General features: G+C 67.4%; 23 protein-coding genes. 18 read left to right on the top strand and 5 right to left on the bottom strand.

Annotated features, from left to right (window positions below; genetic code table 11):
• On the bottom strand, positions 1-545 hold a 545-nt coding region (locus tag Q7P21_RS08090), incomplete at its 3' end, for a DUF4337 domain-containing protein (RefSeq protein WP_304176579.1).
• Between the two features lie 153 nt (positions 546-698).
• Between Q7P21_RS08090 and sidA the strand changes: the two genes are divergently transcribed.
• Positions 699-788 carry a cell division inhibitor SidA gene (gene sidA / locus Q7P21_RS20480; protein WP_242565684.1) on the top strand — a complete coding sequence of 30 codons (90 nt, stop codon included), beginning with the start codon at positions 699-701 and terminating at the stop codon, positions 786-788.
• A gap of 25 nt (positions 789-813) precedes the next feature.
• Positions 814-4,260, top strand: a complete 3,447-nt coding sequence (dnaE, locus tag Q7P21_RS08095) for a DNA polymerase III subunit alpha (protein WP_304176581.1) — start codon at positions 814-816, stop codon at positions 4,258-4,260.
• Between the two features lie 47 nt (positions 4,261-4,307).
• Here dnaE and Q7P21_RS08100 read toward each other — a convergent pair whose 3' ends face one another.
• The gene (locus tag Q7P21_RS08100) at positions 4,308-4,598 is read right to left on the bottom strand and encodes a hypothetical protein (RefSeq protein WP_304176583.1); all 291 of its coding nucleotides are present in this window, start codon (positions 4,596-4,598) and stop codon (positions 4,308-4,310) included.
• Between the two features lie 215 nt (positions 4,599-4,813).
• Here Q7P21_RS08100 and rpsB point away from each other — a divergent pair, with 215 nt between their 5' ends.
• The 15 genes from rpsB to lpxB all read left to right on the top strand — a co-directional run bounded on the left by rpsB (position 4,814) and on the right by lpxB (position 19,744).
• On the top strand, positions 4,814-5,668 hold the full coding sequence (rpsB, locus tag Q7P21_RS08105; protein ID WP_304169739.1) for a 30S ribosomal protein S2: 855 nt from the start codon (positions 4,814-4,816) through the stop codon (positions 5,666-5,668).
• 99 nt (positions 5,669-5,767) lie between these two features.
• On the top strand, positions 5,768-6,709 hold the full coding sequence (tsf, locus tag Q7P21_RS08110) for a translation elongation factor Ts (RefSeq protein WP_304169737.1): 942 nt from the start codon (positions 5,768-5,770) through the stop codon (positions 6,707-6,709).
• A gap of 104 nt (positions 6,710-6,813) precedes the next feature.
• Positions 6,814-7,533, top strand: a complete 720-nt coding sequence (gene pyrH, locus Q7P21_RS08115) for a UMP kinase (RefSeq protein WP_304169735.1) — start codon at positions 6,814-6,816, stop codon at positions 7,531-7,533.
• A 108-nt stretch (positions 7,534-7,641) separates the two neighbouring features.
• Positions 7,642-8,208, top strand: a complete 567-nt coding sequence (frr, locus tag Q7P21_RS08120) for a ribosome recycling factor (protein WP_304169733.1) — start codon at positions 7,642-7,644, stop codon at positions 8,206-8,208.
• Positions 8,209-8,242: 34 nt separating this feature from the next.
• A complete protein-coding gene (gene uppS / locus Q7P21_RS08125) occupies positions 8,243-8,998 on the top strand; it encodes a polyprenyl diphosphate synthase (RefSeq protein WP_304169731.1) in 756 nt (251 codons plus the stop codon).
• Positions 8,979-9,803, top strand: a complete 825-nt coding sequence (locus Q7P21_RS08130; RefSeq protein WP_304169729.1) for a phosphatidate cytidylyltransferase — start codon at positions 8,979-8,981, stop codon at positions 9,801-9,803. The genes uppS and Q7P21_RS08130 overlap by 20 nt, the downstream gene beginning before the upstream one ends.
• Positions 9,791-10,993, top strand: coding sequence for a 1-deoxy-D-xylulose-5-phosphate reductoisomerase (locus Q7P21_RS08135; protein WP_304169727.1), 1,203 nt, complete (start codon positions 9,791-9,793; stop codon positions 10,991-10,993). Before Q7P21_RS08130 ends, Q7P21_RS08135 begins: the two co-directional genes overlap by 13 nt.
• Before the next feature lie 13 nt (positions 10,994-11,006).
• The gene (locus tag Q7P21_RS08140) at positions 11,007-12,218 is read left to right on the top strand and encodes an RIP metalloprotease (protein WP_304169725.1); all 1,212 of its coding nucleotides are present in this window, start codon (positions 11,007-11,009) and stop codon (positions 12,216-12,218) included.
• A gap of 29 nt (positions 12,219-12,247) precedes the next feature.
• Positions 12,248-14,653, top strand: coding sequence for an outer membrane protein assembly factor BamA (gene bamA / locus Q7P21_RS08145; protein ID WP_304169722.1), 2,406 nt, complete (start codon positions 12,248-12,250; stop codon positions 14,651-14,653).
• A 10-nt stretch (positions 14,654-14,663) separates the two neighbouring features.
• A complete protein-coding gene (locus Q7P21_RS08150; protein ID WP_304176585.1) occupies positions 14,664-15,284 on the top strand; it encodes an OmpH family outer membrane protein in 621 nt (206 codons plus the stop codon).
• A gap of 155 nt (positions 15,285-15,439) precedes the next feature.
• Positions 15,440-16,459: a UDP-3-O-(3-hydroxymyristoyl)glucosamine N-acyltransferase gene (gene lpxD, locus Q7P21_RS08155; protein WP_304176587.1), complete on the top strand. Its 1,020-nt coding sequence runs from the start codon at positions 15,440-15,442 to the stop codon at positions 16,457-16,459.
• Positions 16,456-16,935 (top strand): 3-hydroxyacyl-ACP dehydratase FabZ, encoded by a 480-nt coding sequence (gene fabZ, locus Q7P21_RS08160; protein WP_304170235.1) that lies wholly within the window; start codon positions 16,456-16,458, stop codon positions 16,933-16,935. Before lpxD ends, fabZ begins: the two co-directional genes overlap by 4 nt.
• Before the next feature lie 2 nt (positions 16,936-16,937).
• Entirely contained in the window at positions 16,938-17,729 is a 792-nt protein-coding gene (gene lpxA / locus Q7P21_RS08165; protein ID WP_304170243.1) for an acyl-ACP--UDP-N-acetylglucosamine O-acyltransferase, read from the top strand.
• 9 nt (positions 17,730-17,738) lie between these two features.
• On the top strand, positions 17,739-18,581 hold the full coding sequence (locus Q7P21_RS08170; RefSeq protein WP_304170236.1) for an LpxI family protein: 843 nt from the start codon (positions 17,739-17,741) through the stop codon (positions 18,579-18,581).
• On the top strand, positions 18,578-19,744 hold the full coding sequence (lpxB, locus tag Q7P21_RS08175; RefSeq protein WP_304170237.1) for a lipid-A-disaccharide synthase: 1,167 nt from the start codon (positions 18,578-18,580) through the stop codon (positions 19,742-19,744). The genes Q7P21_RS08170 and lpxB overlap by 4 nt, the downstream gene beginning before the upstream one ends.
• Before the next feature lie 13 nt (positions 19,745-19,757).
• Here the strand turns inward: lpxB and gltA are convergent, their stop codons facing one another.
• A complete protein-coding gene (gene gltA / locus Q7P21_RS08180; RefSeq protein WP_304170238.1) occupies positions 19,758-21,041 on the bottom strand; it encodes a citrate synthase in 1,284 nt (427 codons plus the stop codon).
• Positions 21,042-21,096: 55 nt separating this feature from the next.
• Positions 21,097-22,503 (bottom strand): glutamate--tRNA ligase, encoded by a 1,407-nt coding sequence (gltX, locus tag Q7P21_RS08185; RefSeq protein WP_304176589.1) that lies wholly within the window; start codon positions 22,501-22,503, stop codon positions 21,097-21,099.
• Between the two features lie 97 nt (positions 22,504-22,600).
• Between gltX and Q7P21_RS08190 the strand changes: the two genes are divergently transcribed.
• Complete coding sequence (locus Q7P21_RS08190) at positions 22,601-24,724, top strand: ComEC/Rec2 family competence protein (protein ID WP_304170240.1); 2,124 nt, start codon at positions 22,601-22,603, stop codon at positions 24,722-24,724.
• Here Q7P21_RS08190 and lexA read toward each other — a convergent pair.
• Positions 24,705-25,397, bottom strand: a complete 693-nt coding sequence (lexA, locus tag Q7P21_RS08195) for a transcriptional repressor LexA (protein ID WP_304170241.1) — start codon at positions 25,395-25,397, stop codon at positions 24,705-24,707. The two genes, Q7P21_RS08190 and lexA, sit on opposite strands and share 20 nt — an antisense overlap.
• Positions 25,398-25,735 lie beyond the last annotated feature (338 nt).

The following is a 25,735-nucleotide window of genomic DNA, read 5'->3' on the forward strand; positions in this document are numbered from 1 at the left end:
GAGTGCAGGCTCCAGCCCAGGAAGCCCGCCAGGCCCATGATGATCCCGCCGGCCCCGAACACCCAGGCGCCGTAGAGCGCGCCGGCCACCTCGACCAGGGCGGCCACGGCGGACATCGACACGGCGATGGAGATCAGGGCGTCGGAGGCGTCGAACTGGTCGTCGTGGACGTTCAGGGCGTTGTACTGGTCCTCGAAGCCCTTGGCCTGGGCGCGCAGCTGCGGGATCTCGGCCTTGTACTTGGCGATCTCGGCGGTCAGGCGCGCGATCTCCGGCGCCGAGGCCTGGGCGGCCTTGCCGCCGCCGATCAGGCTGAGCGCCTTGATCTGGGCCAGCGCCGTCTCATCGATATGCTGCTTGGTCTTGGTCGCCTGGTACTCGCCCCAGCTGTCGACCGCCGAGGACTGGGCTTGCTGCATCGCCTGGACGATGTTGCCGTCCTTCACCTGGGACAGCCCCATGAAGATCGACAGCACCACCACGGTGATGGCGACCATCCGGTTGAAGCGCTTGTCCTTGGCCTCGGCCGCGATCTCGACTTCCATCTGGAGCTCCACTTTGGACGCGATCATCTAGGTCGAAAACGTGGCGAGGGTGGGGCGCGGACCCGTTCCACACAAAACGTCCACAGCCCCTTGCATGGAGAACAAAACCAGAATAGGAACATACGCAGAACATGCACAACGGGGGTACGGAACATGGTTCGTCTGGCGCGGGAATCGCTGGCCTTTATGTCGGTCGCGGGGTTTGTCTGGATGATGTGCCAGGTGGCTCAACTGGCCGCCTGAGCGGCTTGAATTTTGGAGACGGCGGGTGAGCGAGACGGCGAGCGAAGGTTTCGTCCACCTGCGGGTCCGGTCCGCCTATTCGCTGCTGGAAGGCGCGATCAAGGCCGACAAGGTCGGTGCGCTGGCCGCCAAGTGCGACATGCCGGCCGTGGCCCTGACCGACCGGGCCAATCTGTTCGGGGCGCTGGAATTTTCGGTCAGCAACAAGGAGGTGGGCGTCCAGCCCATCGTCGGCGTGGCCCTGCCGGTGACCGGGATCGGGGGCGCGGCGCCTGAGCGCTATGCCAAGACGCCGACCATCGTGCTGCTGGCTCAGACCGAGCAGGGCTATCTGAACCTCTCGGTGCTCTCGTCCCTGGCCTATCTTGAAGCCGAGGCGACCGAGGAGCCGTCCGTCCCCTGGGCCAAGGTGGTCGAGCACAATGAGGGGCTGATCCTGCTGTCCGGGGCGTCGGACGGTCCGGTGGATCCCCTGTTCGTCGCCGGCAAGGCAGCCGAGGGCCATGCGGCTCTGGCCGAGATGTCGGCGGCGTTTGGCGACCGCTTCTATATCGAGCTGCAGCGACACGGCCTGCCGATCGAGGCGGTGGCCGAGCCGGAGCTGGTGGCCTTCGCCTATGCCCATGACGTGGCCCTGGTCGCCACCAATGACGTCTATTTCGCCGCCAAGGAGATGTACGCCGCCCACGAGGCCCTGCTGTGCATCGCCGACGGGGCCTATATCAGCCAGGAGGAGCGGCGGCGGGTCACGCCGGAGCACTGGTTCAAGCCGGCCGCCGACATGCGGGCCCTGTTCGCCGACCTGCCGGAGGCCTGCGACAACACCGTCGATATCGCCCGGCGCTGCGCCTTCATGGTCAAGAAGCGCGACCCGATCCTGCCGCGCTTCCCCACCGAGGGCGGGCGCACCGAGGCCGATGAGCTGGCCCATCAGGCCCGCGAGGGGTTGAAGGTGCGGATGGCCAAGGGCCAGGCCAATACGGCGTCGGTCGCCGACTATGAGGCCCGGCTTGAGCGGGAGATCGGGGTCATCGCCCAGATGGGCTTCCCCGGCTATTTCCTGATCGTGTCGGACTTCATCAAGTGGGCCAAGGCGCACGGCATTCCGGTCGGGCCGGGGCGGGGGTCCGGCGCCGGCTCGCTGGTCGCCTACTCCCTGACCATCACCGACCTCGACCCCCTCCGCTATGGCCTGCTGTTCGAGCGGTTCCTGAACCCCGAGCGGGTGTCCATGCCCGACTTCGACATCGACTTCTGCCAGGAGCGGCGGGAGGAGGTGATCTCCTATGTGCAGCAGCGCTATGGCCGCGACCGCGTGGCCCAGATCATCACCTTCGGCACCCTGCAGGCCCGCGCCGTGCTGCGCGACGTCGGCCGCGTACTGCAGATGCCGCTCGGCCAGGTCGATCGCCTGGCCAAGATGGTGCCGGCCAATCCGGCCAATCCGGTGACCCTGTCCAAGGCCATCGAGATCGAGCCCCGCCTGCGCGAGCAGCGCGATTCCGATGAGGCCGTGGCCCGGCTGCTCGACACAGCCCTGCAGCTGGAGGGGCTCTACCGCAACGCCTCGACCCACGCCGCCGGGGTGGTGATCAGCGACCGGCCGCTGACCGAACTGACCCCGCTCTATCGCGATCCGCGTTCGGAGCTGCCGGCCACCCAGTTCAATATGAAATGGGTCGAGAGCGCTGGCCTGGTGAAGTTCGACTTCCTGGGCCTGAAGACGCTCACCGTCATCGACCGGGCGCTGAAGCACCTGGACCGGCGCGGGGCCGGGGTCGACATGGCCACGGTGCCGCTCGACGACGCCAAGACCTATGAGCTGATGAGCAACGCCCAGACGGTCGGGGTCTTCCAGCTGGAAGGCCAGGGCATGCGCGACACCCTGCGCCAGCTGCGCCCCGGTTCGATCGAGGACGTCACCGCCGTCGGCGCCCTCTATCGCCCGGGCCCGATGGACAACATTCCGGCCTTCATCGACTGCAAGTTCGGCCGCAAGCCGATCGACACCCTGCACCCGACGCTCGCGCCGGTGCTGAACGAGACCTATGGCATCATCGTCTATCAGGAACAGGTGATGCAGATCGCCCAGATCCTGGCGGGCTACAGCCTGGGCGAAGCCGACCTGCTGCGCCGCGCCATGGGCAAGAAGAAGAAGGAGGAGATGGAGCAGCAGCGCGCGCGCTTCATCTCCGGGGCCGAGGCCAAGGGTGTGCCGGCGGTGCAGTCCGGGGCGATCTTCGACCTGGTCGACAAGTTCGCGGGCTATGGCTTCAACAAGAGCCACGCGGCGGCCTATGCCGTCGTCAGCTACCAGACCGCCTGGCTGAAGGCCAATGCGCCGGTGGAGTTCTTCGCCGCCTCGATGAGCCTGGATATCGCCAATACCGACAAGCTGTCGGTGTTCTACCAGGACGCCAAGCGCTTCGGGGTGAAGATCCGCGCCCCGGACGTCAACCGCTCGGGCGCCGATTTCGACGTGGAGGAGGGCGAGGTCCTCTACGCCCTGGGCGGCATCCGCAATGTCGGCCTTCAGGCCATGGAGCATGTGGTCGAGGTCCGCCGCGAGGGCGGGGCGTTCCGCGACATCTTCGATTTCGTCGAGCGGGTCGATCCACGCCAGGTCAACAAGCGGGCCTTCGAGACCCTGGCCCGGGCGGGGGCCTTCGATTCCATCCACCCCAATCGCGCCCAGGTGTTCGCGGCCGCCGACCTGCTGGTCAGCTACGGCCAGACCGTGGCCAGCGGCCGGGCGTCCGACCAGATGGGTCTGTTCGCCGGGACCAGCCACGACAACGAGGCCCTGCGCAAGAAGATGCCCCGGATCGAGGCCTGGACCCCGACCGAGCGTCTGGACGAGGAACTGGCGGCGGTGGGGTTCTATCTTTCCGGCCACCCCCTGGACGACATGGTCGAGGCCCTGCGCCGCAAGCGCACCGACCTGCTGGCCGACGTGATCCCCAAGGCCGAGGCTGGCGCGGAGGCCTTCCGCATGGCGGGCGTGGTCCGCCGCAAGCAGGAGCGGGCGTCGCAATCGAGCGGCGAGAAATTCGCCTTCGTCACCTTCTCAGACCCGACCGGGGAATTTGAGGTGCTGTTTCCGCCCGAGGCCCTGCGCAAGTGCCGCGAACTGCTGGAGCCTGGCACGGCGGTGGCGCTCAAGGTCCGCGCCAAGGCCAAGGACGGGGAGGTGCGGTTCTTCGGCGACGACTGCGAGCCGGTGGACAAGGCGATCGCCAACGCGGTGGCGGGCCTGCGGGTTCACCTGGCGCCGCGCAGCGCCGAGATCGACGCCCTGAAGCGCCGGCTGGAGGGGGTCAGCAACGCCCGTGGCGGCGAGATCATCCTGGTCTCGGCGGTCGAGGGCGGACGTGAGGTCGAGATGAAGCTGCCCGGCCGCTTCACTCTGGACGGCGCCGTGCGCGGCGCGCTGAAGACCGCGCCGGGCGTAGTGTTCGTCGAGGACCTCTGAAGCCACGGCCCATTCCTGCCTGCGCGGGAAGGCGCACCGAGCGCGCCCTAGAACAGGCTCTTCGTCTTCGGATGATAGAGGTCGATATAGCCCTTGGGCTTGGCCGGTTTGGGATAGGGATCGAGCCCGCCGCGCGGCGAATAGAGGCTGCTCCCCTTATAGGGCTTGAAGGGCTGCGGCGTGTACATGGCCCCGATCGGCTTGGGCGGCTGCGGCGGCGCGGGCGGGGTGTAGTAGCCTGCATAGGACGAGTTCGAATAGCTGCTCGATCCCGCGAGGGCCGGGGCGGCGAGGGCGGCGGCCAGGACGGCCCCAGTCAGTATCGCTATGGTCTTCATAGGGCTCTCCCGATGACCTATGAGTGTGCCAGCCGCGCGCGAAGCGTGCAAGCCGTGGCGGCGCTTGCTTTTCGGCGGCGAAACCCCTAAATCCGCGCCCATTCCACACGTAGGCGTTTGGTTGCGATCGGGGAGACATCCCGACGTATCCACTCCGGTCCTCCCTCAGGAGGGTTTGTCTGCGGAGGTTAACCGGAAAAAGGACGAGCAAGCCTATGGCGCTTCCCGACTTCTCTATGCGTCAGCTCCTGGAAGCTGGCGCCCACTTCGGCCACCAGACCCACCGCTGGAACCCGAAGATGGACCGCTACATCTTTGGTAGCCGCTCCAACATCCACATCATCGACCTGTCGCAGTCGATCCCGCTCCTGCACCAGGCCCTGGTGAAGGTGCGCGAAGTCGCCGCGTCCGGCGGCCGCGTGCTGTTCGTCGGCACCAAGCGCCAGGCTTCCGAGCCGGTCGCCATCGCCGCCAAGCGCTGCGCCCAGTACTATGTGAACCACCGTTGGCTGGGCGGCACGCTCACCAACTGGCGCACCGTCTCGGGCTCGATCTCCCGCCTGCGCGAGCTGGAAGGCGTTGTCGACAGCGACACCAGCCGCACCAAGAAGGAACTGCTGCAGCTGACCCGCGAGCGCGACAAGCTGGAACTGTCCCTGGGCGGGATCAAGGACATGGGCGGCATCCCCGACCTGATGTTCGTGATCGACACCAACAAGGAAGCCATCGCCATCCAGGAAGCCAAGAAGCTTGGCATTCCGGTGATCGCCATCCTCGACACCAACTGCGATCCGGACGGCATCACCTATCCGATCCCGGGCAATGATGACGCCGCGCGCGCCATCCAGCTCTATTGCGACCTGATGGCCGATTCGGTCCTCGATGGTCTCGCCGCCGGCCAATCGGCCTCCGGCGTCGACCTGGGCGCCTCGGCGGCCCCGATGGAGCCGACCCTGGCCCGCGAGCTGACCCCGGCGCCCGTCGTGGAAGCCGCGGCTCCGGCCGAGGTTCTCCCGGAAGCGACGATGGAAACCGCGCCTGAGCCTACGGCTGAGGCCGCGAGCGAGTAACACCTGGCCTGCGCCATCAAGGCGTAGTCTTGGCGAACTAGATAACCGACGGCGGGCCCCCCCGGGCCCGTCGTCTTATTCATACGGAAGGAGCTGACCATGGCGGAGATCACCGCAGCGTTGGTTAAGGAGCTGCGCGAGAAGTCTGGCGCGGGCATGATGGACTGCAAGAAGGCCCTTCAGGAGAACGACGGCAACGTCGAAACCTCCATGGACTGGCTGCGCACCAAGGGCCTCTCCAAGGCCGCCAAGAAGTCGGACCGCGCCGCGGCCGAAGGCCTGGTGGGCGGCAAGCTCAGCGCCGACGGCAAGACCGGCGTGCTGATCGAGCTGAACGCCGAGACCGACTTCGTCTCCAAGAACGAGACCTTCCAGAACGCCGCGCGCGATATCGCCGAGGTGGCCCTGACGGTCGAGGGCGTCGAGGCGATCGCCGCGGCCAAGACCGCCAAGGGCGAGGTCGTCACCGACCTGGTGACCAACCTGATCGCCACCATCGGCGAGAACATGCGCCTGCGCCGCTCGGCCCGTCTGTCGGTCAGCGAAGGCGCCGTGGCCCTCTACCTGCACAATGCGCAGGGCGAAGGCGTCGGCCGCCTTGGCGTGCTCGTCGCGCTGGAAGGCGCGGGCGACCAGGCGGTGCTGAAGGATGTGGGGCGCAAGATCGCGCTGCACGTCGCCGGCACCCCCACCCCGCCCCTGGCCCTGACCGAGGGCGACCTCGATCCGGCCGCTGTCGAGAAGGAAAAGAAGTTCCTGACCGACCAGGCGCTGGAATCGGGCAAGCCGATCGGCGTCGTCGAGAAGATGATCGAAGGCCGGATCCGCAAGTGGCAGGAAGAAGTGGTGCTGCTGAAGCAACCCTTCGTCATGAATCCGGACCAGACCATTGAGCAGCTGATCGCCGAGACGGCCAAGGCCGTCGGTTCGTCGGTCTCGGTGAAGGGCTTCGTGCGCTTCGCCCTGGGCGAAGGCGTGGAAAAAGGTCCGGAAGGCCCCGACTTCGCGACCGAAGTGGCCCAGATGTCCGGCAAGGCCTGATCCGAGCCTGATCTCAAAAAGAAGACTTCAGGGCGTGGCCCGCGTTCGACGCGAGCCGCGCCCTTGGTTTATGTAAGACACCCCAGATTCTCGGAAGGCCGCCCATGTCCGACCTCAAGCCGCGCTACAAGAAGATCCTCTTGAAGATGTCGGGCGAGGTGCTGATGGGCGACGCCCTGTTCGGCATCGACACCAAGACGATCGAGGCCGTGGCCGAGGACATCAAGGAGGTGGTCGACGCCGGGGTGGAGCTCTGCTTGGTGGTGGGCGGCGGCAACATCTTCCGCGGCGTCTCCCTGGCCGGGCGCGGCATGGAGCGGGCCAGCGCCGACTATATGGGCATGCTGGCCACGGTGATGAATGCGCTGGCCCTGCAGGGCGCGCTGGAGAAGGCGGGCGTCCAGACCCGGGTGCAGTCGGCCATTCCCATGGATGCGGTCTGCGAGCCCTATATCCGCCGCCGGGCCCTGCGCCATCTGGAGAAGGGCAGGGTGGTGATCTTCGCCGCCGGCCTCGGCGCGCCGTTCTTCACCACCGACACCCCCGCCGCCCTGCGCACCGCCGAGATGGGCTGCGAAGCCCTGTTCAAGGGCACCAGCGTCGACGGGGTCTATACCGCCGACCCCAAGAAGGATCCCGCGGCCAAGCGCTATGAGGAGCTGAGCTATCACGAGGTGCTGTCCAAGGACCTCAAGGTCATGGACGCCTCGGCCATCGCCCTGATGCGCGACAACCAGATTCCGATCGTGGTGTTCTCGATCCGCGAACGCGGGAACTTCATGAAGGTGCTGAAGGGCCAAGGGGTCTTCACGACCATCATCTGACCGGGCGCTCAGTTGGGCGCATTCGCCGGTCAAGCTATAGAGACAGACCCATGGGCGTCAGCCGACTCGCCAAGAGCCGCGACCGCCCGGAACCGTGAGGAGACGCAGATGGCCGCAGCCGAAAAGCCGGTGCTTGCGAAATACCGGGACCGCATGGACAAGGCGGTTCTCGCCCTGAAGGAAGAATTCGGCAGCCTGCGCACGGGCCGCGCCTCGGCCAGCCTGCTCGACCAGGTGATGGTCGACGCCTATGGCTCCAGCGTGCCGCTCAATCAGGTCGGCGCCGTCAGCGTTCCCGAGCCGCGCTCGATCACCGTCAGCGTCTGGGACAAGGCCCTGGTGATCGCGGTGGAGAAGGCGATCCGCAATGGCGGGCTGGGGCTGAACCCGGTGACAGAGGGCATGACCCTGCGCATTCCGGTGCCGCCGCTGACCGAGGAGCGCCGCAAGGACCTCGTCAAGCTGGCCGCCAAATATGCCGAGCATCAGAAGATCGCCGTGCGCAACGTCCGCCGCGACGCCAATGACGACCTGAAGAAGGCCGAGAAGGACGCGGTCATTACTCAGGATGAGCAGAAGCGCATGGAGGCCGACGTTCAGAAGATGACCGACGAGGCCATCAAGCGCGTGGACGACGCCTTGAAAACCAAAGAACAAGAGATCATGCAGGTATAATCGTCCGGTTCACCGACGGACGCATAGGATCACCATGGCCGCCGCCTCTCCCGAGCCGCCCAAAACGGACGCGCCCTTGCACGTGGCGATCGTCATGGATGGCAATGGCCGCTGGGCCAAGCGCCGGGGCTTGCCGCGTTCGCTTGGCCATCGGGCCGGGGTCGAGTCGCTGAAGCGCGCCGTGGCCGCCGCGCCGGAACTCGGCGTCAAATATCTGACGGTGTTCGGGTTTTCGACCGAGAACTGGAGCCGGCCGGCGGCGGAAGTCTCCGAGCTCATGGCCCTGCCGAAGCGCTATTTCGAGAGCGACCTGGCCCGGCTGGAGCGCGAAGGCGTCCGGGTGCGGTGCTGGGGCCGCCGCGAGGGCCTCTCGGCCGATCTGGTCAAGATGCTGACCGACGCCGAGGCGCGCACCGCCCACAACGACGTCTTTCACCTCAACATCGCCTTCAACTATGGCGGCCAGGCCGACATCGTCGACGCCGCCCGGCGCTTCGCCGAGGAGGTCGCCGCCGGCCGGGCCAGGCCCGAGGACCTGAACGAGGCGGCCTTCGCCGCGCGCCTGTCCACCGCCGACGCCCCGCCGCCGGACCTGATCATCCGTCCCTCGGGCGAACAACGGCTGTCCAACTTCCTGCTCTGGGAAGCCGCCTATGCCGAGTTCATCTTCCAGGACGTGCTCTGGCCGGACTTCAACACCGAGCACCTGAAGGCGGCGATCGACGAATATCGCCGGCGCGACCGGCGCTATGGCGGCGCGACGGCGGACGATGTCCTTGCCGCAGGCTAGGCGCTTCGACTGGTCCAATCTGGGAATCCGCGTCGCCTCCGCGACCCTTCTCATCCCGTCCGTCCTCCTGGCCGTTTGGCTGGGCGGATGGGCCTATCTGACGCTCATCTCCGTCGCCGTCGCCGTGCTGGCGATCGAGTGGGGAACCATGACCGCGCCCAAGGCGCCGGTCCGGGTCTCAGCGGCCGTCTGCTTCGCGGTCCTGGCGGGACTGTTCCTGGCGCATCGCGATCACATGTGGCTGGCCTGGGGCGGGATGTTGCTGGGCGGCCTGGCTGCGGCGCTGGTGGCGCGCGGCGTGGCGGAGCGTCCGGCCAACGCCGCCTTCGGCGTGGTCTATCTGGGGATCGCCTGCGTCTGCCTGATCTGGCTGAGGGCCATGCCCCAGGGCCGATACTGGACGATCATGCTGTTCGCCATCACCTGGTCGGCGGATATCGCCGCCTATGCGGTCGGCAATACGCTGAAGGGGCCCAAGCTCTGGCCGAAATTCTCGCCAAACAAGACCTGGTCCGGCTTCGTCGGCGGGCTCATCGCCTCGATGGCGACCGGGGCGATGATGGCTTCGCTGTCCATGTTCACCCTGAACCTGGCCGCCGCGACCGTGGTGGGGCTGTTTGGCGGCCTGGCGACCATGGCCGGCGACCTGTGGGAATCGATGCTGAAGCGCCGGTTCGGCGTGAAGGACTCCGGGGACCTTATCCCCGGACACGGGGGCCTGCTTGACCGGGTCGACGGCCTCCTGTTTGCAGTGGTGGTCATCGCCGGCGCCCGGCTGGTGAACCACCTGGGATGGGGTCATTGAGCCTGCCACGCCGCGTCAGCATTCTGGGATCCACCGGGTCGGTCGGGGTCTCGACCCTCGACCTCCTGGACAAGGCCGACGCCGCCGTCGAGGTGGTCGCCCTGACCGGCGGACGCAATGTCGAACGCCTGGCCGAGCAGGCCCGCCGCTGGCGGCCCCGGCTGGCGGTCATCGAGGATGAGAGCAAGCTCGCCGAGCTGCGCGCGCGGCTGGAGGGCACGGGCATCGAGGCGGCCGGCGGCGCGGCGGCGGTGGCCGACGCGGCGGCTGAGGAAGCCCAGTGGGTGATGTCGGCGATTGTCGGCTTCGCGGGCCTGGCCCCGACCCTGCGGGCGGTCAAGGGCGGCGCGGTCGTGGCGCTCGCCAACAAGGAGAGCCTGGTCTGCGCCGGTCCCTCGCTGCTGCGCATGGCGCGGCTGGCGGGCGGGGTGGTGATTCCGGTCGATTCCGAACACTCGGCCATCTTCCAGGTGCTGGATCCGACCTGCGCCCAGCACGTCTCGCGGCTGATTCTCACCGCCTCTGGCGGCCCCTTCCGCACCTGGACCCGGGAACAGATGGCGCACGCCACCCCCGAGCAGGCGGTCGCGCATCCGAATTGGAACATGGGGGTCAAGATTTCGGTCGATTCCGCGACCATGATGAACAAGGGCCTCGAGATGATCGAAGCCGCCTACCTGTTCGCCATGCCTGCGGAGCGCGTCGACGCCTTGATCCATCCCCAGTCGATTGTTCACAGCCTGGTGGAATACGCCGACGGCTCCACCCTGGCCCAGCTGGGCCCGCCGGACATGCGTACGCCCATCGCCTGCGCCTTCGCCTGGCCGGACCGTCTGCCCTGGCCGGCGCCCAAGCTCGACCTGGCCAAGGCCGGCGCCCTGACCTTCGAGGAGCCGGACTATGACCGCTTCCCCGCGCTGAAGGTCGCCAAGGCCGCCCTGGCGGCCGGAGGGGCTGCGCCGGCGGTGCTGAACGCCGCCAACGAGGTCGGGGTGGCCGCATTTCTTGACCGACGGATAGGCTTTCTCGATATTGCCGCAATCGTAGCCGACACCCTCGAACGGGTTGAGGCCAGGGGCCTCGCTGAGGAGTCGATGAGCGATGCTCTTGAAACGGCGCGGCAGAACGATGCGACGGCGCGCCGCGTGGCGAGCGAAGTCGTGGCCGACCTCGGTTCGGCGCGACGTTAGGGAGTAGCGCGCCATGATCGGTTTCCTTCAGAGCACGCTGATTTCGGCGATGTGCTTCGTCCTGGTGCTCACCCTGGTGGTGACCATCCATGAGCTCGGGCACTTCCTGGCCGCAAAGTCCTGCGGCGTGGCGATCGACCGCTTCTCCATCGGCTTCGGCCGCCCCATTCTGTCCTGGACGGACAGGTCCGGCGTCGAATGGCGAGTCGGCTGGATTCCGCTGGGCGGCTATGTCCGCTTCTCCGGCGACGACAACGCCGCCAGCGTGCCCGATCGCGACGACCTGGAGTCGCTGCGCCAGGAGATCGAGAGCCGGGAAGGGCGCGCGGCGGTCGCCCGCTACTATCATTTCAAGCCCCTGTGGCAGCGCGCCTTCGTCGCCGCCGCCGGGCCGATGGCGAATTTCGCCCTGGCCATCACCCTGTTCGCCGCCCTGCTGCTGATCTTCGGCCAATATGTTTCGCCGCCCAGGGTCGCGGCCGTGGGCCCCGACAGCCCCGCCCAGCGCGCCGGCTTCCTGCCGGGCGACGTTGTGCTCAAGGTTCAGGGCAAGGCGATCCGTGGCTTTGACGAGATCGCCGAGACGGCGCAGATCCGGGTCAATCTGCCGACCCACTTCCTGGTTCAGCGCGGCGGCTCGACGGTGGACCTGATCGCGACGCCACTGCTGGTGAACCGCGTCGACGCCCAGATGGGCGGCATGCGCAAGCAGGGAACTCTGGGGCTCACCGCCCAGGGCGCCTATGAGCATATAGCCTATGGACCGGTCCAGGCCCTGGCGGGCGGCGTGGATCGCACCGCCGACATGATCGGCACGACCGTCTTCTATCTGGGGCGGATGATCACCGGCCAGGTGTCCGCGGATCAGCTCAGCGGCCCGCTCGGCATCGCCCGGGTTTCCGGCAAGATCGCCCGCAACGCCACCGCTGACGCCCCGAACTTCGCGGCCGTCCTGCTGGGCGGAGGCGTGGCCCTTCTGCAACTCGCCGCCGCTATCTCTGTGGGCGTCGGGTTCATGAATCTTCTGCCGGTGCCCGTCCTCGACGGCGGCCACCTGCTTTTCTACGCCTATGAGGCGCTCGCCCGGCGCCCTCTTGCTGCCAAGGTTCAGGCCGCAGGCTATCGTGTGGGCCTTGCGCTGGTGCTCGGATTGATGTTGTTCGCGACCTGGAACGATCTGCAGCAGCTGCGTGTGTTCAAAATCCTCGGCGGTCTCCCTTCCTGACCCGCCCATTTCCGTTGACGGCAGAAACGATGCAAAGAACCCGCGCCCATAGCGCCGCGCTCGCCTCCGGCATCGCCCTCCTGATGGGGGCGACAGCCCTCGTCACGCCGGCGCTCGCCCTGGCTCAGGCCGCCCCGCAGGAAGGCGTCGTGCAGCGCATTCTGGTGACCGGCAATGAGCGGATCGAGCAATCGACGATCCTCTCCTATCTGCCGATCCAGCCGGGCGACACGGTCGGTCCGGCCAAGATCGACCTGGCGCTGAAGGCGCTGTTCCGCACCGACCTGTTCTCCGACGTGAAGGTCGGACTGGTGAACGGCGACCTGACCATCGCGGTCGTGGAAAACCCGATCATCAACAAGGTGGTGTTCGAGGGCAATTCCGGCCTGAAGGAAGACAAGCTGCGCGACGAGGTCTCGGTGCGCCCGCGCGGCATCTTCACCAAGTCGAAGGTGCAGTCCGACGTTCAGCGGATCATCGAGCTCTATCGCCGCTCGGGCCGCATCTCGGCGGTCGTGACCCCGAAGATCGTCGAACTGCCCCAGAAGCGCGTCGACCTGATCTTCGAGATCAACGAGGGCCCCAAGAGCGGCGTCCTGCGCGTCAACTTCCTGGGCAACAAGGAATTCTCGGACAACGATCTGCGCGATGTCGTGGTCACCGAGCAGACCAGCCTGCTGAAATTCTTCTCCAGCAACGCCAACTACGACCCTGACCGCCTGGAGTACGACAAGGAGCAGCTGCGCAAGCACTATCGCAACCGCGGCTTCTACGACTTCCGGGTGATCTCGGCGGTGGCCGAACTGGCGCCGGACAAGAACGGCTTCGTCATCACCTACACCCTCGACGAGGGCCCCCAGTACAAGTTCGGCAAGATCAGCGTCGAAACCACCCTCAAGAAGCTGGACAAGGATCTCCTGGTCCAGCTGGTCCCGATCCATACCGGCGACCTCTATGAGGACGAGAAGATCGAGAGCTCGACCGATTCGCTGACCTTCGCGGCCGGCGCGGCGGGCTTCGCCTCGGTCGACGTGCGCCCGCGCTACACCGCCAACCGCGAGACCAAGACCGTCGACGTGACCTTCGAGGTCAATGAAGGTCCGCGCGTCTACGTCAATCGCATCGACATCGTCGGCAACACCCAGACGCTGGACTATGTGATCCGGCGCGAGCTGAACCTGGTCGAGGGCGACGCCTATAACCGCGCCCTGGTCGATCGCTCGAAGAACAACATCAAGTCGCTCGGCTTCTTCAAGGACGTCGACATCAAGGAAATCCCGACGGCCCAGCCGGACCGGACGGATCTGCAGGTGAAGGTCGAGGAGCAGCCCACGGGCGAGCTTTCGTTCAGCGCCGGCTACTCCTCCGTCGACCAGCTTGTGCTGGACCTGGGCATCACCCAGCGCAACTTCCGGGGTCGTGGCCAGGACGTCCGCGCCCGGGTCTCGGTCGGCTCGCTGCGCCAGCAGATCGATCTGTCCTTCACCGAGCCCCGCTTCCTGGGCCGCAATCTGCGGGCCGGGGTGGACGTCTATTCCTACAAGTACGACTTCTCGCAGTACTCGGCCTACCAGTCGAAGAGCCTGGGGATGAACCTGCGCCTCGGCTTCCCGCTGACGCTCAATTCCTCGATGTCGACCCGCTATGTGATCCGCAGCGACGAGGTCGACATCGACTCCAGCTATTGCGACCCGGCGGCCCCGCTGGTCTCGCTGTCGCTCTGCGCCCAGCGTGGCAGCTACGTCACCTCGCTGGTCGGCTATGGCCTGCGCCTTGACCGCCGGAACGATCCGATCCGGCCGACGCGCGGCTTCTACGCCGACCTCAACCAGGACCTCGCGGGTCTGGGCGGCGACGTGAACTACCTCAAGACCGAAGGCGACGCCGCCTGGTACCACGGCTTCAACAAGGACTTCATCCTGTCGATCACCGGCATGGCCGGCTATGTCGGCGGCTGGAACGGCGACACGGTCCGCATCAACGACCGCTTCTACAAGGGCGGTAACAGCTTCCGTGGCTTCCAGACGGCGGGTATCGGCCCGCGCGACACCAGCTATGGCCGCAGCGACGCCCTGGGCGGCCGGGCCTATGCGATCGGGTCCTTCGACCTGACCATCCCGACCTTCCTGCCCGAGCAGTACGGCATCAAGGCCGGCCTGTTCACCGACTTCGGCACCGTCGGCATGCTGGACGACAAGGACAAGGTCTGTCTGGTGACCCGGACTGCCGACACCGCCACCAACACCCACGCCTGCGCGGCGGGCCAGCGCGATCCGGACATCTACGACAACCTGGCCCTGCGGGCCTCCGCCGGTCTCTCGGTGTTCTGGAAATCGCCGATGGGCCCGATCCGCTTCGACTTCAGCCAAGTTCTGGCCAAAGAAACCTACGATAAGACCGAGACTTTCCGGTTCTCCACCTCAACGAAGTTCTGATCCCATGAAAATGACATCCCTTCTCGTGGCGACCTGCGTCGCCGCTGTTTCGCTCGCGACCGCCTCGGCGGCGCTGGCCCAAGCCGCGCCCGCCGCTGCGGCCGCGCCGACGATCTCCTATGGCCCGGCCATTCCCGGCATCTGCGTCCTGTCGCTGGAAGGCGCTGTCGGCAACTCGACCGTCGGCAAATATGTCCAGACCCGCATGACCCAGATCGGCACCCAGGTGCAGGCGGAACTGACCGCTGAACAGACGGCGATCAACAGCGCCGCCAAGGCGCTGGACGCCCAGAAGGGCACGCTCGATCAAGGCTCCTTCGACAAGCAGGCGGCCGATCTGCAGCTGCGCGCCAACGCCTACCAGCGCAAGGCTCAGCTGCGTGACCGCGAGATGCAGGCCACCCAGCAGAAGGCCCTGGGCCGCGTGAGCCAGGAGCTTGACCCCGTGGTTCGCGCCGCGTTCCAGCAATCCAAGTGCTCGCTGCTGCTGCAACGCGACGCCCTGGTGATCGCCAATCCGCAGATGGACATCACCGGCGCCGTGGTCACGGGCCTGAACGCCCGGATCACCCAGTTCGCCTTCGACCGCGAACATCTTGACCAGGCGATGCCCGCCCAAGCCGGCAAATAAGCCGACGCGCGACCGCGCGGGTCGCGCCCGGAGCCCTTTCCGATCTGGTTGATTTCGCCAGATCGGATTAAAAGGGCTCTAAATCAAAAACTTAGAGCATTTCCGAATCTGAAAAGTGGGTCATGCTTTTCGGGAAATGATCTAGAACGGTTGCCATGCCTGACCCGCGCTTCTTCCAGGACCTCGGCCCCGTGGCCCTGTCTGAACTCGCCCAGCTGACGGGCGCTGAGATCTCTCCCGAGACCGGGGGCGTGCGGGTGTCCCGCGTCGCCACCCTGGCCCGGGCCGATCGCGACAGCATCACGTTCATCAACGACAAGAAATACCTTCCCGACCTGGCGGAGAGCCCGGCTGCGGCCTGTTTCACGCCGCCGCAGCTCGCCGCCCAGGTCCCGCAGGGCTGCATCGCCCTGGTGACCCGGATGCCCCAGGGCGCCTATGCCATGGCCGCCAATCGGCTGCACCAGCCCCGGCTGCATGTGGGCGAGGCGGCGATCTCGCCCGACGCCGTGCTGGAAGCCGGGGTCAAGCTCGGCCCTGGCGTGGTGATCGGGCCCGGCGCGCGGATCGGGGCCAATACGGTGATCGGGGCCAATACGGTGATCGGTCCGGGCGTCACCATCGGCCGCGACGGCCAGATCGGCACGAACGCCAGCATCGCCTTCGCCCTGATTGGCGACCGGGTGAAGATCCTCTCCAACGCGGTGATTGGCGAACACGGCTTTGGGGCCACCGGCGGCCCGACCGGGGTGATCGACGTGCCTCAGCTCGGACGGGTGATCCTGCAGGACGGCGTGACCATCGGGGCGGGAACCTGTGTGGACCGGGGCGCCTATGAGGACACGGTGGTTGGCGAGAACACCAAGATCGACAACCTGGTCCAGATCGCCCACAACGTCCGCCTCGGCCGCAACTGCGTGATGGCCGCCCATTCGGGCATCTCCGGCAGCACTGTGGTCGGCGACGGCGTCGCGTTTGGCGGCAGGGCCGGGCTGAAGGATCACCTGGTGGTCGGCGAGGGCGCCCAGATCGCGGCGGGGGCCGGGGTCTTGAGGGATATTCCGGCGGGAGAGACCTGGGGGGGATTCCCGGCTCAGCCGATCCGGCAATGGATACGCGAGGTCACGTGGGTCGCCCGGGCGGCGAAGCGCGGGCGTGAGGGAGCTGATAGATGAGCGGGACGACGACGGATGCGACAGCGTCCATCTCCATTGATATCGGCGAGATTCTCGCGCGCATCCCGCATCGCTACCCCTTCCTGCTCGTGGACCGCGCCGAGGACTTCGTGGCCAACGAGTCCGTCGTCGGCATCAAGTGCGTCAGCGTCAACGAGCCGTTCTTCCAGGGCCATTTTCCCGACTATCCGGTGATGCCCGGCGTGCTGATCGTCGAGGCCATGGCCCAGACCGGCGCGGTCTTGATGTCCAAAACCCTGGACGTCGATCCGGCCGGCAAGACCATCTTCTTCACCTCGCTCGACAATTGCCGGTTCCGCGCCCCCGTGCGGCCCGGTGACGTGTTGCGGATGAACGTCCGGATCGTGAAGTCCCGTGGCGGACTGTTCAAATTCGCTGGCCAGGCCATGGTCGGCGACAGGATAGCGGCCGAGGCGGAGTTCGCGGCCATGCTCGTGGAGACCCCGACATCGTGACCATTGACGTTCACCCCACCTCGATCGTCGCGCCGGGGGCGGAGATCGCCGACGGCGTCTCCATCGGTCCGTTCTGCACCATCGGCCCCAATGTCCGGCTGGGCGAACGCACCCGGCTGGTGTCGCACATCGTCGTCGACGGCCACACCGAGCTGGGCGCCGACAATGTCGTCTGGCCCTTCGCCATGCTGGGCGGCCCCCCGCAGCACACCGCCTATAAGGGCGAGGCGACGCGGCTGAAGATCGGCGATCGCAATGTCATCCGCGAACACGCCACCATGAACATCGGCACGGTCAATGGCGGCGGCGAGACCCTGGTCGGATCCGACGGTCTCTACATGATCGAGAGCCACGTGGGCCACGACTGCAAGGTCGGCAACCACTGCATCCTGACCAAGCAGGCGACGCTGGGCGGCCACTGCGACCTTGGCGACTATGTGATCGTCGGCGGCCTGGCCGCCGTGCACCAGTTCACCCGGGTCGGTCGCCACGCCATGATCGGCGGCCTGGCCGCCGTGGTGAAGGACGTGATCCCCTATGGCTCGGTCTGGGGCAACCACGCCCACCTCGAGGGGCTGAACCTGGTCGGGCTGAAGCGTCGCGGGTTCAGCCGCGAGACCATCAACACCATGCGGGCCGCCTATCGCATGCTGTTCGCTGACGAAGGCACCTTCCAGGAGCGCCTGGACGATACGGTCGAGACCTATGCCGCCTGTCCGGAGGTGGTCGAGATCATCGACTTCATCCGCGCCGACGGCGCCCGGCCGCTCTGCCTGCCCGAGCGCGAGGTCTAGGCGGCCGTCATGCGCAAGCTCGGCCTCATCGCCGGCGGCGGGACCTTGCCGGTCGAGATCGCCGCTCACTGCGAACAGGCCGGTCGGCCGTTCTTCATCGTTCGTCTGAAGGGCTTCGCGGGGCCGGAACTGGCCGACTATCCCGGCGCGGACATCGGCCTGGGCGAGGTCGGCAAGTGCATCAAGGCCCTCAAGCGGGCCGGCTGCCAGTCGGTCTGCCTGGTGGGCAATGTCAGCCGGCCGGACTTCAAGAACCTCAAGCTCGACTTCCGCGGCATGTCGATCATTCCGGCGGTGATCAAGGCCGCACGCAGTGGCGACGACGCCCTGCTGCGGGTGGTGCTGGGCGAGTTCGCCAAGGAGGGCTTCGTGATCGAGGGCGCCCATGAGGCCAATACGGACCTGACCCTGGGCGCGGGTCCCTTGGGCAAGGTCTCACCGCTGCCGGAGCACCAGGCCGATATCAACCGCGCGCTGCATGTGGCTCGCGAGATCGGCCGTCTCGACATCGGCCAGGGCGCCGTGGTCTGCGACGGCCTGGTGCTGGCGGTGGAGGCCCAGGAGGGCACCGACGCCATGCTGCGCCGCGTGGCCCATGAAATCCCGACCGCCGTGCGCGGCCAGCCGGGCGCCTATCGCGGGGTGCTGGCCAAGGCGCCCAAGCCGATCCAGGAGACCAAGGTCGATCTGCCGACCATCGGCGTCGCCACGGTGCAGCGCGCCGCCGCCGCCGGCCTGGCCGGCATCGTGGGGGAGGTGGGCCATCTGCTGGTCCTCGACCGCGAGCAGGTCATAGACCTTGCCGACGATCTGGGCCTGTTCATCCTGGGCGTGGAGCCACAGACCCCATGACCCGGCCGCTGTGCGTCATGCTGGTCGCCGCCGAGGCCTCAGGTGACGATCGCGGGGCGGCCCTGGCCCGGGCGCTGAAGCGCCGGCTGGGAGACGGGGTGCGCTTCGTCGGCGTCGGTGGCGCCAACATGGCGGCCGAGGGGGTCGAAAGCCCCTTCGACATCTCAGACATCTCGATCCTCGGCCTGCTGGAGGGGCTGCTGGCCTATCCTCGGATCATGCGGCGGGTGGCCGACACCGCCGCCCTGGCGGCCCGGGAGAAGCCCGATGTGGCGGTGCTGATCGATTCCTGGGGTTTCACCCTGCGGGTCGCCGACCGCTTACGGAAGCTCGATCCGAACCTGCCGCTGATCAAATATGTCGGGCCTCAGGTCTGGGCCACCCGGCCGGGCCGCGCCAAGGTGCTGGCCGCCAAGGTCGACCACTTGCTGACCATCCACGCCTTCGATGCCCCCTTCTTCGAGGCGGCGGGCCTGCCGGTCACTTTCGTCGGCAATGGGGCTTTGAACATCGACTTCTCCCACGCCGATCCGGACCGCCTGCGCCGCCAGCTGGGCATCGCGCCGGCCGCGCCGATCCTGCTGGTCATGCCGGGCAGTCGACCCAGCGAGATCGAGCGGGTGCTGCCGGCCTTCGAAGATGCGGTCATGCTGCTGAAAGCCGATCGTCCGGACCTGGAGGTGATCATCCCGGCCGCACCCACGGTGGCGGACGCCGTGAAGGCCAAGGTCGCCGGCTGGTCGCGCCGGGCTCATGTGATCGAGGGCGACGAGGCCAAGTTCGACGCCATGAAGGCGGCTACCGTGGCGCTCGCCTGTTCCGGCACGGTGACCCTGGAACTGGCGCTGGCGGGCGCGCCTATGGTCGTGGGCTATCGGTTGGGCAGGCTGACCCACACCATACTGAAGCGGCTGATCCTGACGCCCTATATCGTGCTGTTCAACATCGCCGCCCAGGCCTTCATCGCCCCGGAATTCGTGCAGGACGACTGCAATGGTCCGGCCTTGGCCAAGGCGGTGGCCGCGCGGCTGGATGATCCGGCCTTCCGCGCCCAGCAGGTGGCGGCCCAGTACGCGGCCCTGGACAAAATGGGACGCGGCGGCCCCGATCCCTCGGAGGCCGCCGCGAATGCCGTTCTGAAGATCGTCGGGGAGAGGGGCTAGCCCCTCCGCCGGATCAGTCGCGCGTGTCGATGGTGGTGTAGTCGCGGGCCGGCGCGCCGGTGTAGATCTGGCGCGGACGCCCGATCTTCTGCGACGGATCCTCGATCATTTCCTTCCATTGCGAGATCCAGCCCACGGTGCGGGCCAGAGCGAACAGCACCGTGAACATCTCGGGCGGGAAGCCCAGGGCGCGCAGGGTGATGCCGGAATAGAAGTCGACGTTCGGATAGAGCTTGCGCTCGATGAAGTAGGGATCGGAGAGGGCGATCTTTTCCAGCTCCATCGCCACCTTCAGCAGCGGATCGTCGGAGTTGCCGACTTCCGCCAGCACTTCGTGGCAGGTCTTCTGCATGACCGTCGCGCGCGGGTCGTAGTTCTTATAGACCCGGTGACCGAAGCCCATCAGGCGATAGCGCCGGTCCTTCACGCCCTGGACGTATTCCGGGATGCGATCGACAGTGCCGATCTCGATCAGCATGTTCAGGGCCTCTTCATTGGCCCCGCCATGGCTGGGACCCCAGAGGCAGGCGATGCCGGCGGCGATGCAGGCGAACGGATTGGCGCCCGACGACCCGGCCAGACGGACGGTGGACGTCGAGGCGTTCTGCTCGTGGTCGGCATGGAGGATGAAGATCCGGTCCATGGCCTTGGTCAGCACCGGGTTCGGCACCCAGTCCTCGGCCGGGACCGAGAAGCACATGCGCAGGAAGTTCTCCGAGTAGGAGAGGTCGTTGCGCGGATGCACGAAGGGCTGGCCACGGAAGTACTTGAAGGCCCGCGCCGCGATGGTCGGCATCTTGGCGATCAAGCGGTGCGACGAGATCATCCGTTGCACCGGATCATCGACATTGGTGCTGTCGTGATAGAAGGCCGACAGGGCGCCGACGGCGCCGACCATGATCGCCATCGGGTGGGCGTCGCGCCGGAACCCTTGGAAGAAGCGGTCGAACTGCTCGTGCAACATCGTGTGATAGGTGATGTTGCGGTTGAACTCTTCGAATTCCTTGGCGCTCGGCAGTTCACCGTTCAGCAGGAGGTAGCAGACCTCCAGGAAGCTCGACTGCTCAGCCAGCTGGGCGATCGGATAGCCGCGGTGCAGCAAAATGCCCGCGTCGCCATCGATGAAGGTGATCTTGCTCTCGCAGCTCGCCGTGGAGGTGAAGCCGGGATCGTAGGTAAAGACGTCGGCCTCGGCGTAGAGCTTGCGAATGTCGACGACCGGGGGCCCATCCGTCCCCGTCAAAACCGGGAGTTCGACGGTCTTGGCGCCGATGCTCATTTTCGCCATGTCGGCCATGCCATCCCCTTTTTATGCTGGAATTGAAACGCCTGTTCGCGAGCCTTATAGCGGCTTACGCAGCGGGCGAAAGAGCGTCGTCGATCCTGGCCAGACTTTCCGGTTTTCCGAGGCTTACCAAGGCGCCAGCGAGATCGGGCGCCGGTGAGCCGCCGGAAAGCACGGCACGCAGGGCCGGGCCGATCTTGCCAAGGCCAACCCCTTCGGATTCCGCGAATTTCCGGTTGACGTCCTCGAGGTTCGGAACGCTCCAGTCGGCGACATCGGCATAGACCGCCGCCAGCCGCGCCAATCGGCCGCGGGTCTCCTCGGTCAGCTGGGCGAGCGCCTTTTCCGGCAGTTCGAGCGGCCGGCGCTTCAGCGCGAACACGACATTGTCGGCCAGCTCCAGGGTGGTCTTGGCGCCGTCACGCACCAGCGGAATGGTGCGTTGCAGAATGGCGTCGTCGCCGTCATGCAGCGGCCAGTCGCGGCTCTTCAGGATGCGCGTCACCAGCCCGACCAGCCGGTCGATCCCGGCTTCCCGGATATAGTGGTTGTTGACGTGGGCGAGCTTGGCCCAGTCCAGCCGCGCCGGCGCGCCGACCACGTCCTTGATGTCGAACCAGGCCTGGGCCTGGTCGTCGCCGAAGATCTCGGCGTCGCCGTGGCCCCAGCCCAGCTTGGCCAGATAGTTGCGCATCGCCTCGGGCAGATAGCCCATGTCGTCGAATTCGCTGACGGCCTGGGCGCCGTGGCGCTTGGAGAGCTTCTTGCCGTCCGGGCCATTGATCATCGGCAGATGGGCCCAGACCGGAACCTCCCAGCCCATGCCCTCATAGATCTGGGTCTGGCGGCCGGCGTTGTTCAGGTGGTCGTCGCCCCGGATCACGTGGGTGACGCCCATGTCGTGGTCATCGACCACCACCGCCAGATTATAGGTCGGCGAGCCGTCGGTGCGCAGCAGGATCAGGTCGTCGAGATCCTTGTTCTGGAAGGTGACGTCGCCCTTCACCTGGTCGGCGATCAGGGTCTCGCCTTCCGTGGCGGCCTTCAGCCGGATCACATAGGGCTGGGCCGCGTCATAATTGCCGTCGCGGTCACGCCAGGGCGAGCGGATCACCCGACCCTCGGCGCGGGCGGTCTCGCGCTCATGGGCGAGCTCGTCGGGGGTCATGTAGCAGCGATAGGCCGAGCCGCGCGCCAGCATCTCCTGCACCACCTGGCGATGGCGGTCAGCGCGGGAGAACTGGAACACCGGCTCTTCGTCCGGAATCAGGCCCAGCCACGACAGGCCGTCGAAAATCGCCTGCACCGCCGGCTCGGTCGAGCGCTCGCGATCGGTGTCTTCGATACGCAGCAGGAACTTGCCGCCGACATGCTTGGCGTAAAGCCAGTTGAAAAGCGCGGTCCGAGCCGTGCCAATGTGCATGTAGCCGGTGGGCGAGGGGGCGATACGGGTGACGACGGGGCGGTCGGACATAGAGGTTTCGACTGAAGGTGAGGGGCGCGACGCGTCAGGCGCCGCCATTGGCCGGCCTCTTAGCACGTGGATTCGCCGCCCTCCTAGCCTGTCGGCGGTGCGCACCTGGCTGGGCGAGCAGGCCCAGGCCCAGGCCGATCGCCTGACCCTGTGGGCGCCGGTCGCCGTGGGCTGCGGCGCGGCGATCTATTTCGCCCTGCCGCGAGAGCCGATGGCCGTCGTGGGCTGGGCCCTGCTGGCCCTGGCGGCGGGCCTGGCGATGGTCCGGGCGCGGCTGCGTCCTTCGGGCCTGGCCAAGGCCGTCCTGGTCCTGCTGGCCGCCGCCCTGTTGGGGTTCGCCGCCGGCAAGCTGCGGACCGAAGCGGTCCGGGCGCCCGTCGCCCCGCCGGGCGAGGGCCTGGCGACGGTCGAGGCCTATGTGGTCGATGTGGCCAGTCCGGGCCAGAGCGGGCCCCGGCTGCTGCTGGCCCCGATCCGCATCCTGGGCCTGGCGCCGGACGCCACACCGATCCGGGTGCGCATGACCCTGAAGCCCGACATGCCGCTGCCGGCGCCTGGAACCGCGATCCGCATCCGAGGGATGATCAATCCGCCCCCGCCCCCGGCCAGTCCGGGCGCCTATGACTTCGCCCGCGACGCCTTCTTCGAGGGGGTCGGCGGCGTAGGCTTCGCCCTGACCCCGCCGCGCGTCATCACGCCTGCCGCGCCGCCGCCCTGGCTGCTGGGCCTGCAGATGCGCCTCAACGCCGCCCGCTGGAGCCTGGCGGTGCGGATCGTCCAGACCATGGGCGCCCGGGAGGGCGGCCTGGCGGCGGCCATGGTCACCGGGCACGAGGCCTATATCCCCAAGGCCGAGGTCGACGCCCTGCGCGCCGCCGGCCTGGCCCACATCATCTCGATCTCCGGCCTGCACATGGCCATTGTCGGCGGTTTCACCTTCGCCGGCGCGCGGCTGTTGATCGCCGCCTGGCCCTGGCTGGCGCTCAGGTTGTCGGGCAAGAAGGCCGCCGCCCTGGTCGGGCTGGCGGCGGTGCTGGGCTATCTGGCGCTTTCCGGCGCGCCCAGTCCGGCCCAGCGGGCGGCGATCACCGCCAGCGTCGCCTTCGCCGCCATCCTCGTCGACCGTCGCGCCATCAGCCTGCACACCCTGGCGATCTCGGCCCTGGTCATCCTGCTGATCCAGCCGGACGCGGTCACCGAGCCGGGGTTCCAGATGTCCTTCGCCGCCACCACCGCCCTGGTGGCCCTGGCCGAGATCTGGCCCAGGGCGCCCAAGGAGATCAACACCCCCTGGCCGATCCGCCTGATCCAGGGCGGCGGGGAGTGGCTGATGGCCAGCCTTGCGGCGAGCTTCGTGGCCGGGATGGCGACCGGCCCCTTCGCCATGCAGCACTTCAACCGGGTCTCGACCTTCGGCCTGATCGCCAATCTGCTGGTCGCCCCCATCTCCTCCTTCCTGATGATGCCGGCGCTGGCGGTCGGTGCGGTCCTGGCGCCCTTCGGCTGGGGCCAGGCGCCCCTGGCGGCGGCCGGCTTCGCCATTGGCCTGATGAACAGGATCGCCAGCACGGCTGCGGGCCTGCCCCATGCCCAGCTGGTGGTGGCCAGCGCCCCCGCCTGGGCCCTGCCCATGGCCTTCCTCGGCCTGCTCTGGCTCTGCCTGTGGCGCGGACCGTTGCGCTGGCTGGGCATCCCCTTCGCCCTGGCGGTCAGTCTCGCCCCGCGCCCGCCGGCGCCCGACGCCTGGGTCACGGCCGACGCCTCGACCTTGGCGGTGCGCCAGGGCCACGACGCCGTACTGATGCGTCCGGATGTGAAGCTGTTCGCCGCCCAGATCTGGGCCCGGCGGCGCGGGTTGGACCTGCCGGCCGACGCCACGCTCGCGGCGGCCGCGCGCGATGGCGCCTATGACTGCGACCGCTGGTCCTGCCTGAAGCGGCCTGCCGCCGCCGTACCGCCGATCGCCGCGGTCTGGACGCGACGTCGTTCGACCACTGAGCAAAAGCTCACAAACTTCTGCGGCCGGGCGGAGGTGATCATCCTACGCGGAGAGGCCCCGCCCGACGCCTGTCCCGGCGCCCTGGTGCTCGACGCCCGGGATTTCGCCCGGGGCGGCTCGGCCGAACTTTATCGCCAGTCCGGCCGTTGGCGAATCCAGTGGGCCCAGCCGCTCCGGGGCGACCGGCCCTGGACCCGTGGCGTCAGTGATAACGCCGAATGAGGCCCACGAGCCGGCCCTGGACCTGGACCTGGTCGGGTCCGAAGATGCGGGTCTCATAGGCCGGGTTGGCGGCTTCCAGCGCGATGGAGGCGCCCTTCTTGCGCAGGCGCTTGAGGGTGGCTTCCTCGCCCATCACCAGGGCCACGACGATGTCGCCGGAGGTGGCGGCGTCGGTGCGGCGGATGACGACATAGTCGCCGTCCAAAATGCCGGCGTTCAGCATGGAATCGCCCTGGACCTCGAGGACGAAGTGCTCGCCCGCGCCCAGCATGCTTTCCGGGACCGGCAGCCGGTCGCGTTCCTGCTGGATGGCCTCGATCGGGGTGCCGGCGGCGATCTTGCCCAGCACCGGCAGGTCGCGGACATCATTGGCGGCGACGCCCGGCCCGCCTTGCCCGGCCTCGACCAGTTGCGGCTTGAAGGGCGAGCGGCCCTTGGGCGGCGCGGTCGTGGTGGCCTGCTGCGGCAGCTTGACCACCTCCAGCGCGCGCGCCCTGTGCGGCAGGCGGCGCAGGAAGCCGCGCTCCTCGAGCGCGGTGATCAGCCGGTGGATGCCGGACTTCGAGGCCAGGTCCAACGCCTCCTTCATTTCGTCGAAGGAGGGCGAGACGCCGGTCTCCTTGATCCGCTCATGAATGAACATGAGCAGTTCGTGCTGTTTGCGGGTGAGCATGACGGCGAAGCCCTTGAGAGAACAAAGCGAAAACCTTGCCGATGTTCTCTAGGTGTTCCGAGTTAATGTCAAGTTACCCACAACCCCTCTGAAAAGGCGAAGGTTTTGGATGTGATGGAGCGGGGGGACAGGCGACTCAGGCGGCCAGGCCGCGGCCAGCTTGACAGAGGCGCGGCGGCTGACATTGTCGAGGCGATCAGGGGAACGAGGCAGACTGAATGTCGGCAGAGACGCTCGAGCCCTCGGTCGGACCGCCGGGCAGGGGGCACGCCCTTTGGGTGCGCGTCTGGCATTGGTGTCTGGCCGCGATCGTCCTCACGCTCGCCTATTCCGGCATC

This window comes from Phenylobacterium aquaticum (assembly GCF_947378715.1).
GTDB lineage: Bacteria > Pseudomonadota > Alphaproteobacteria > Caulobacterales > Caulobacteraceae > Phenylobacterium > Phenylobacterium aquaticum_A.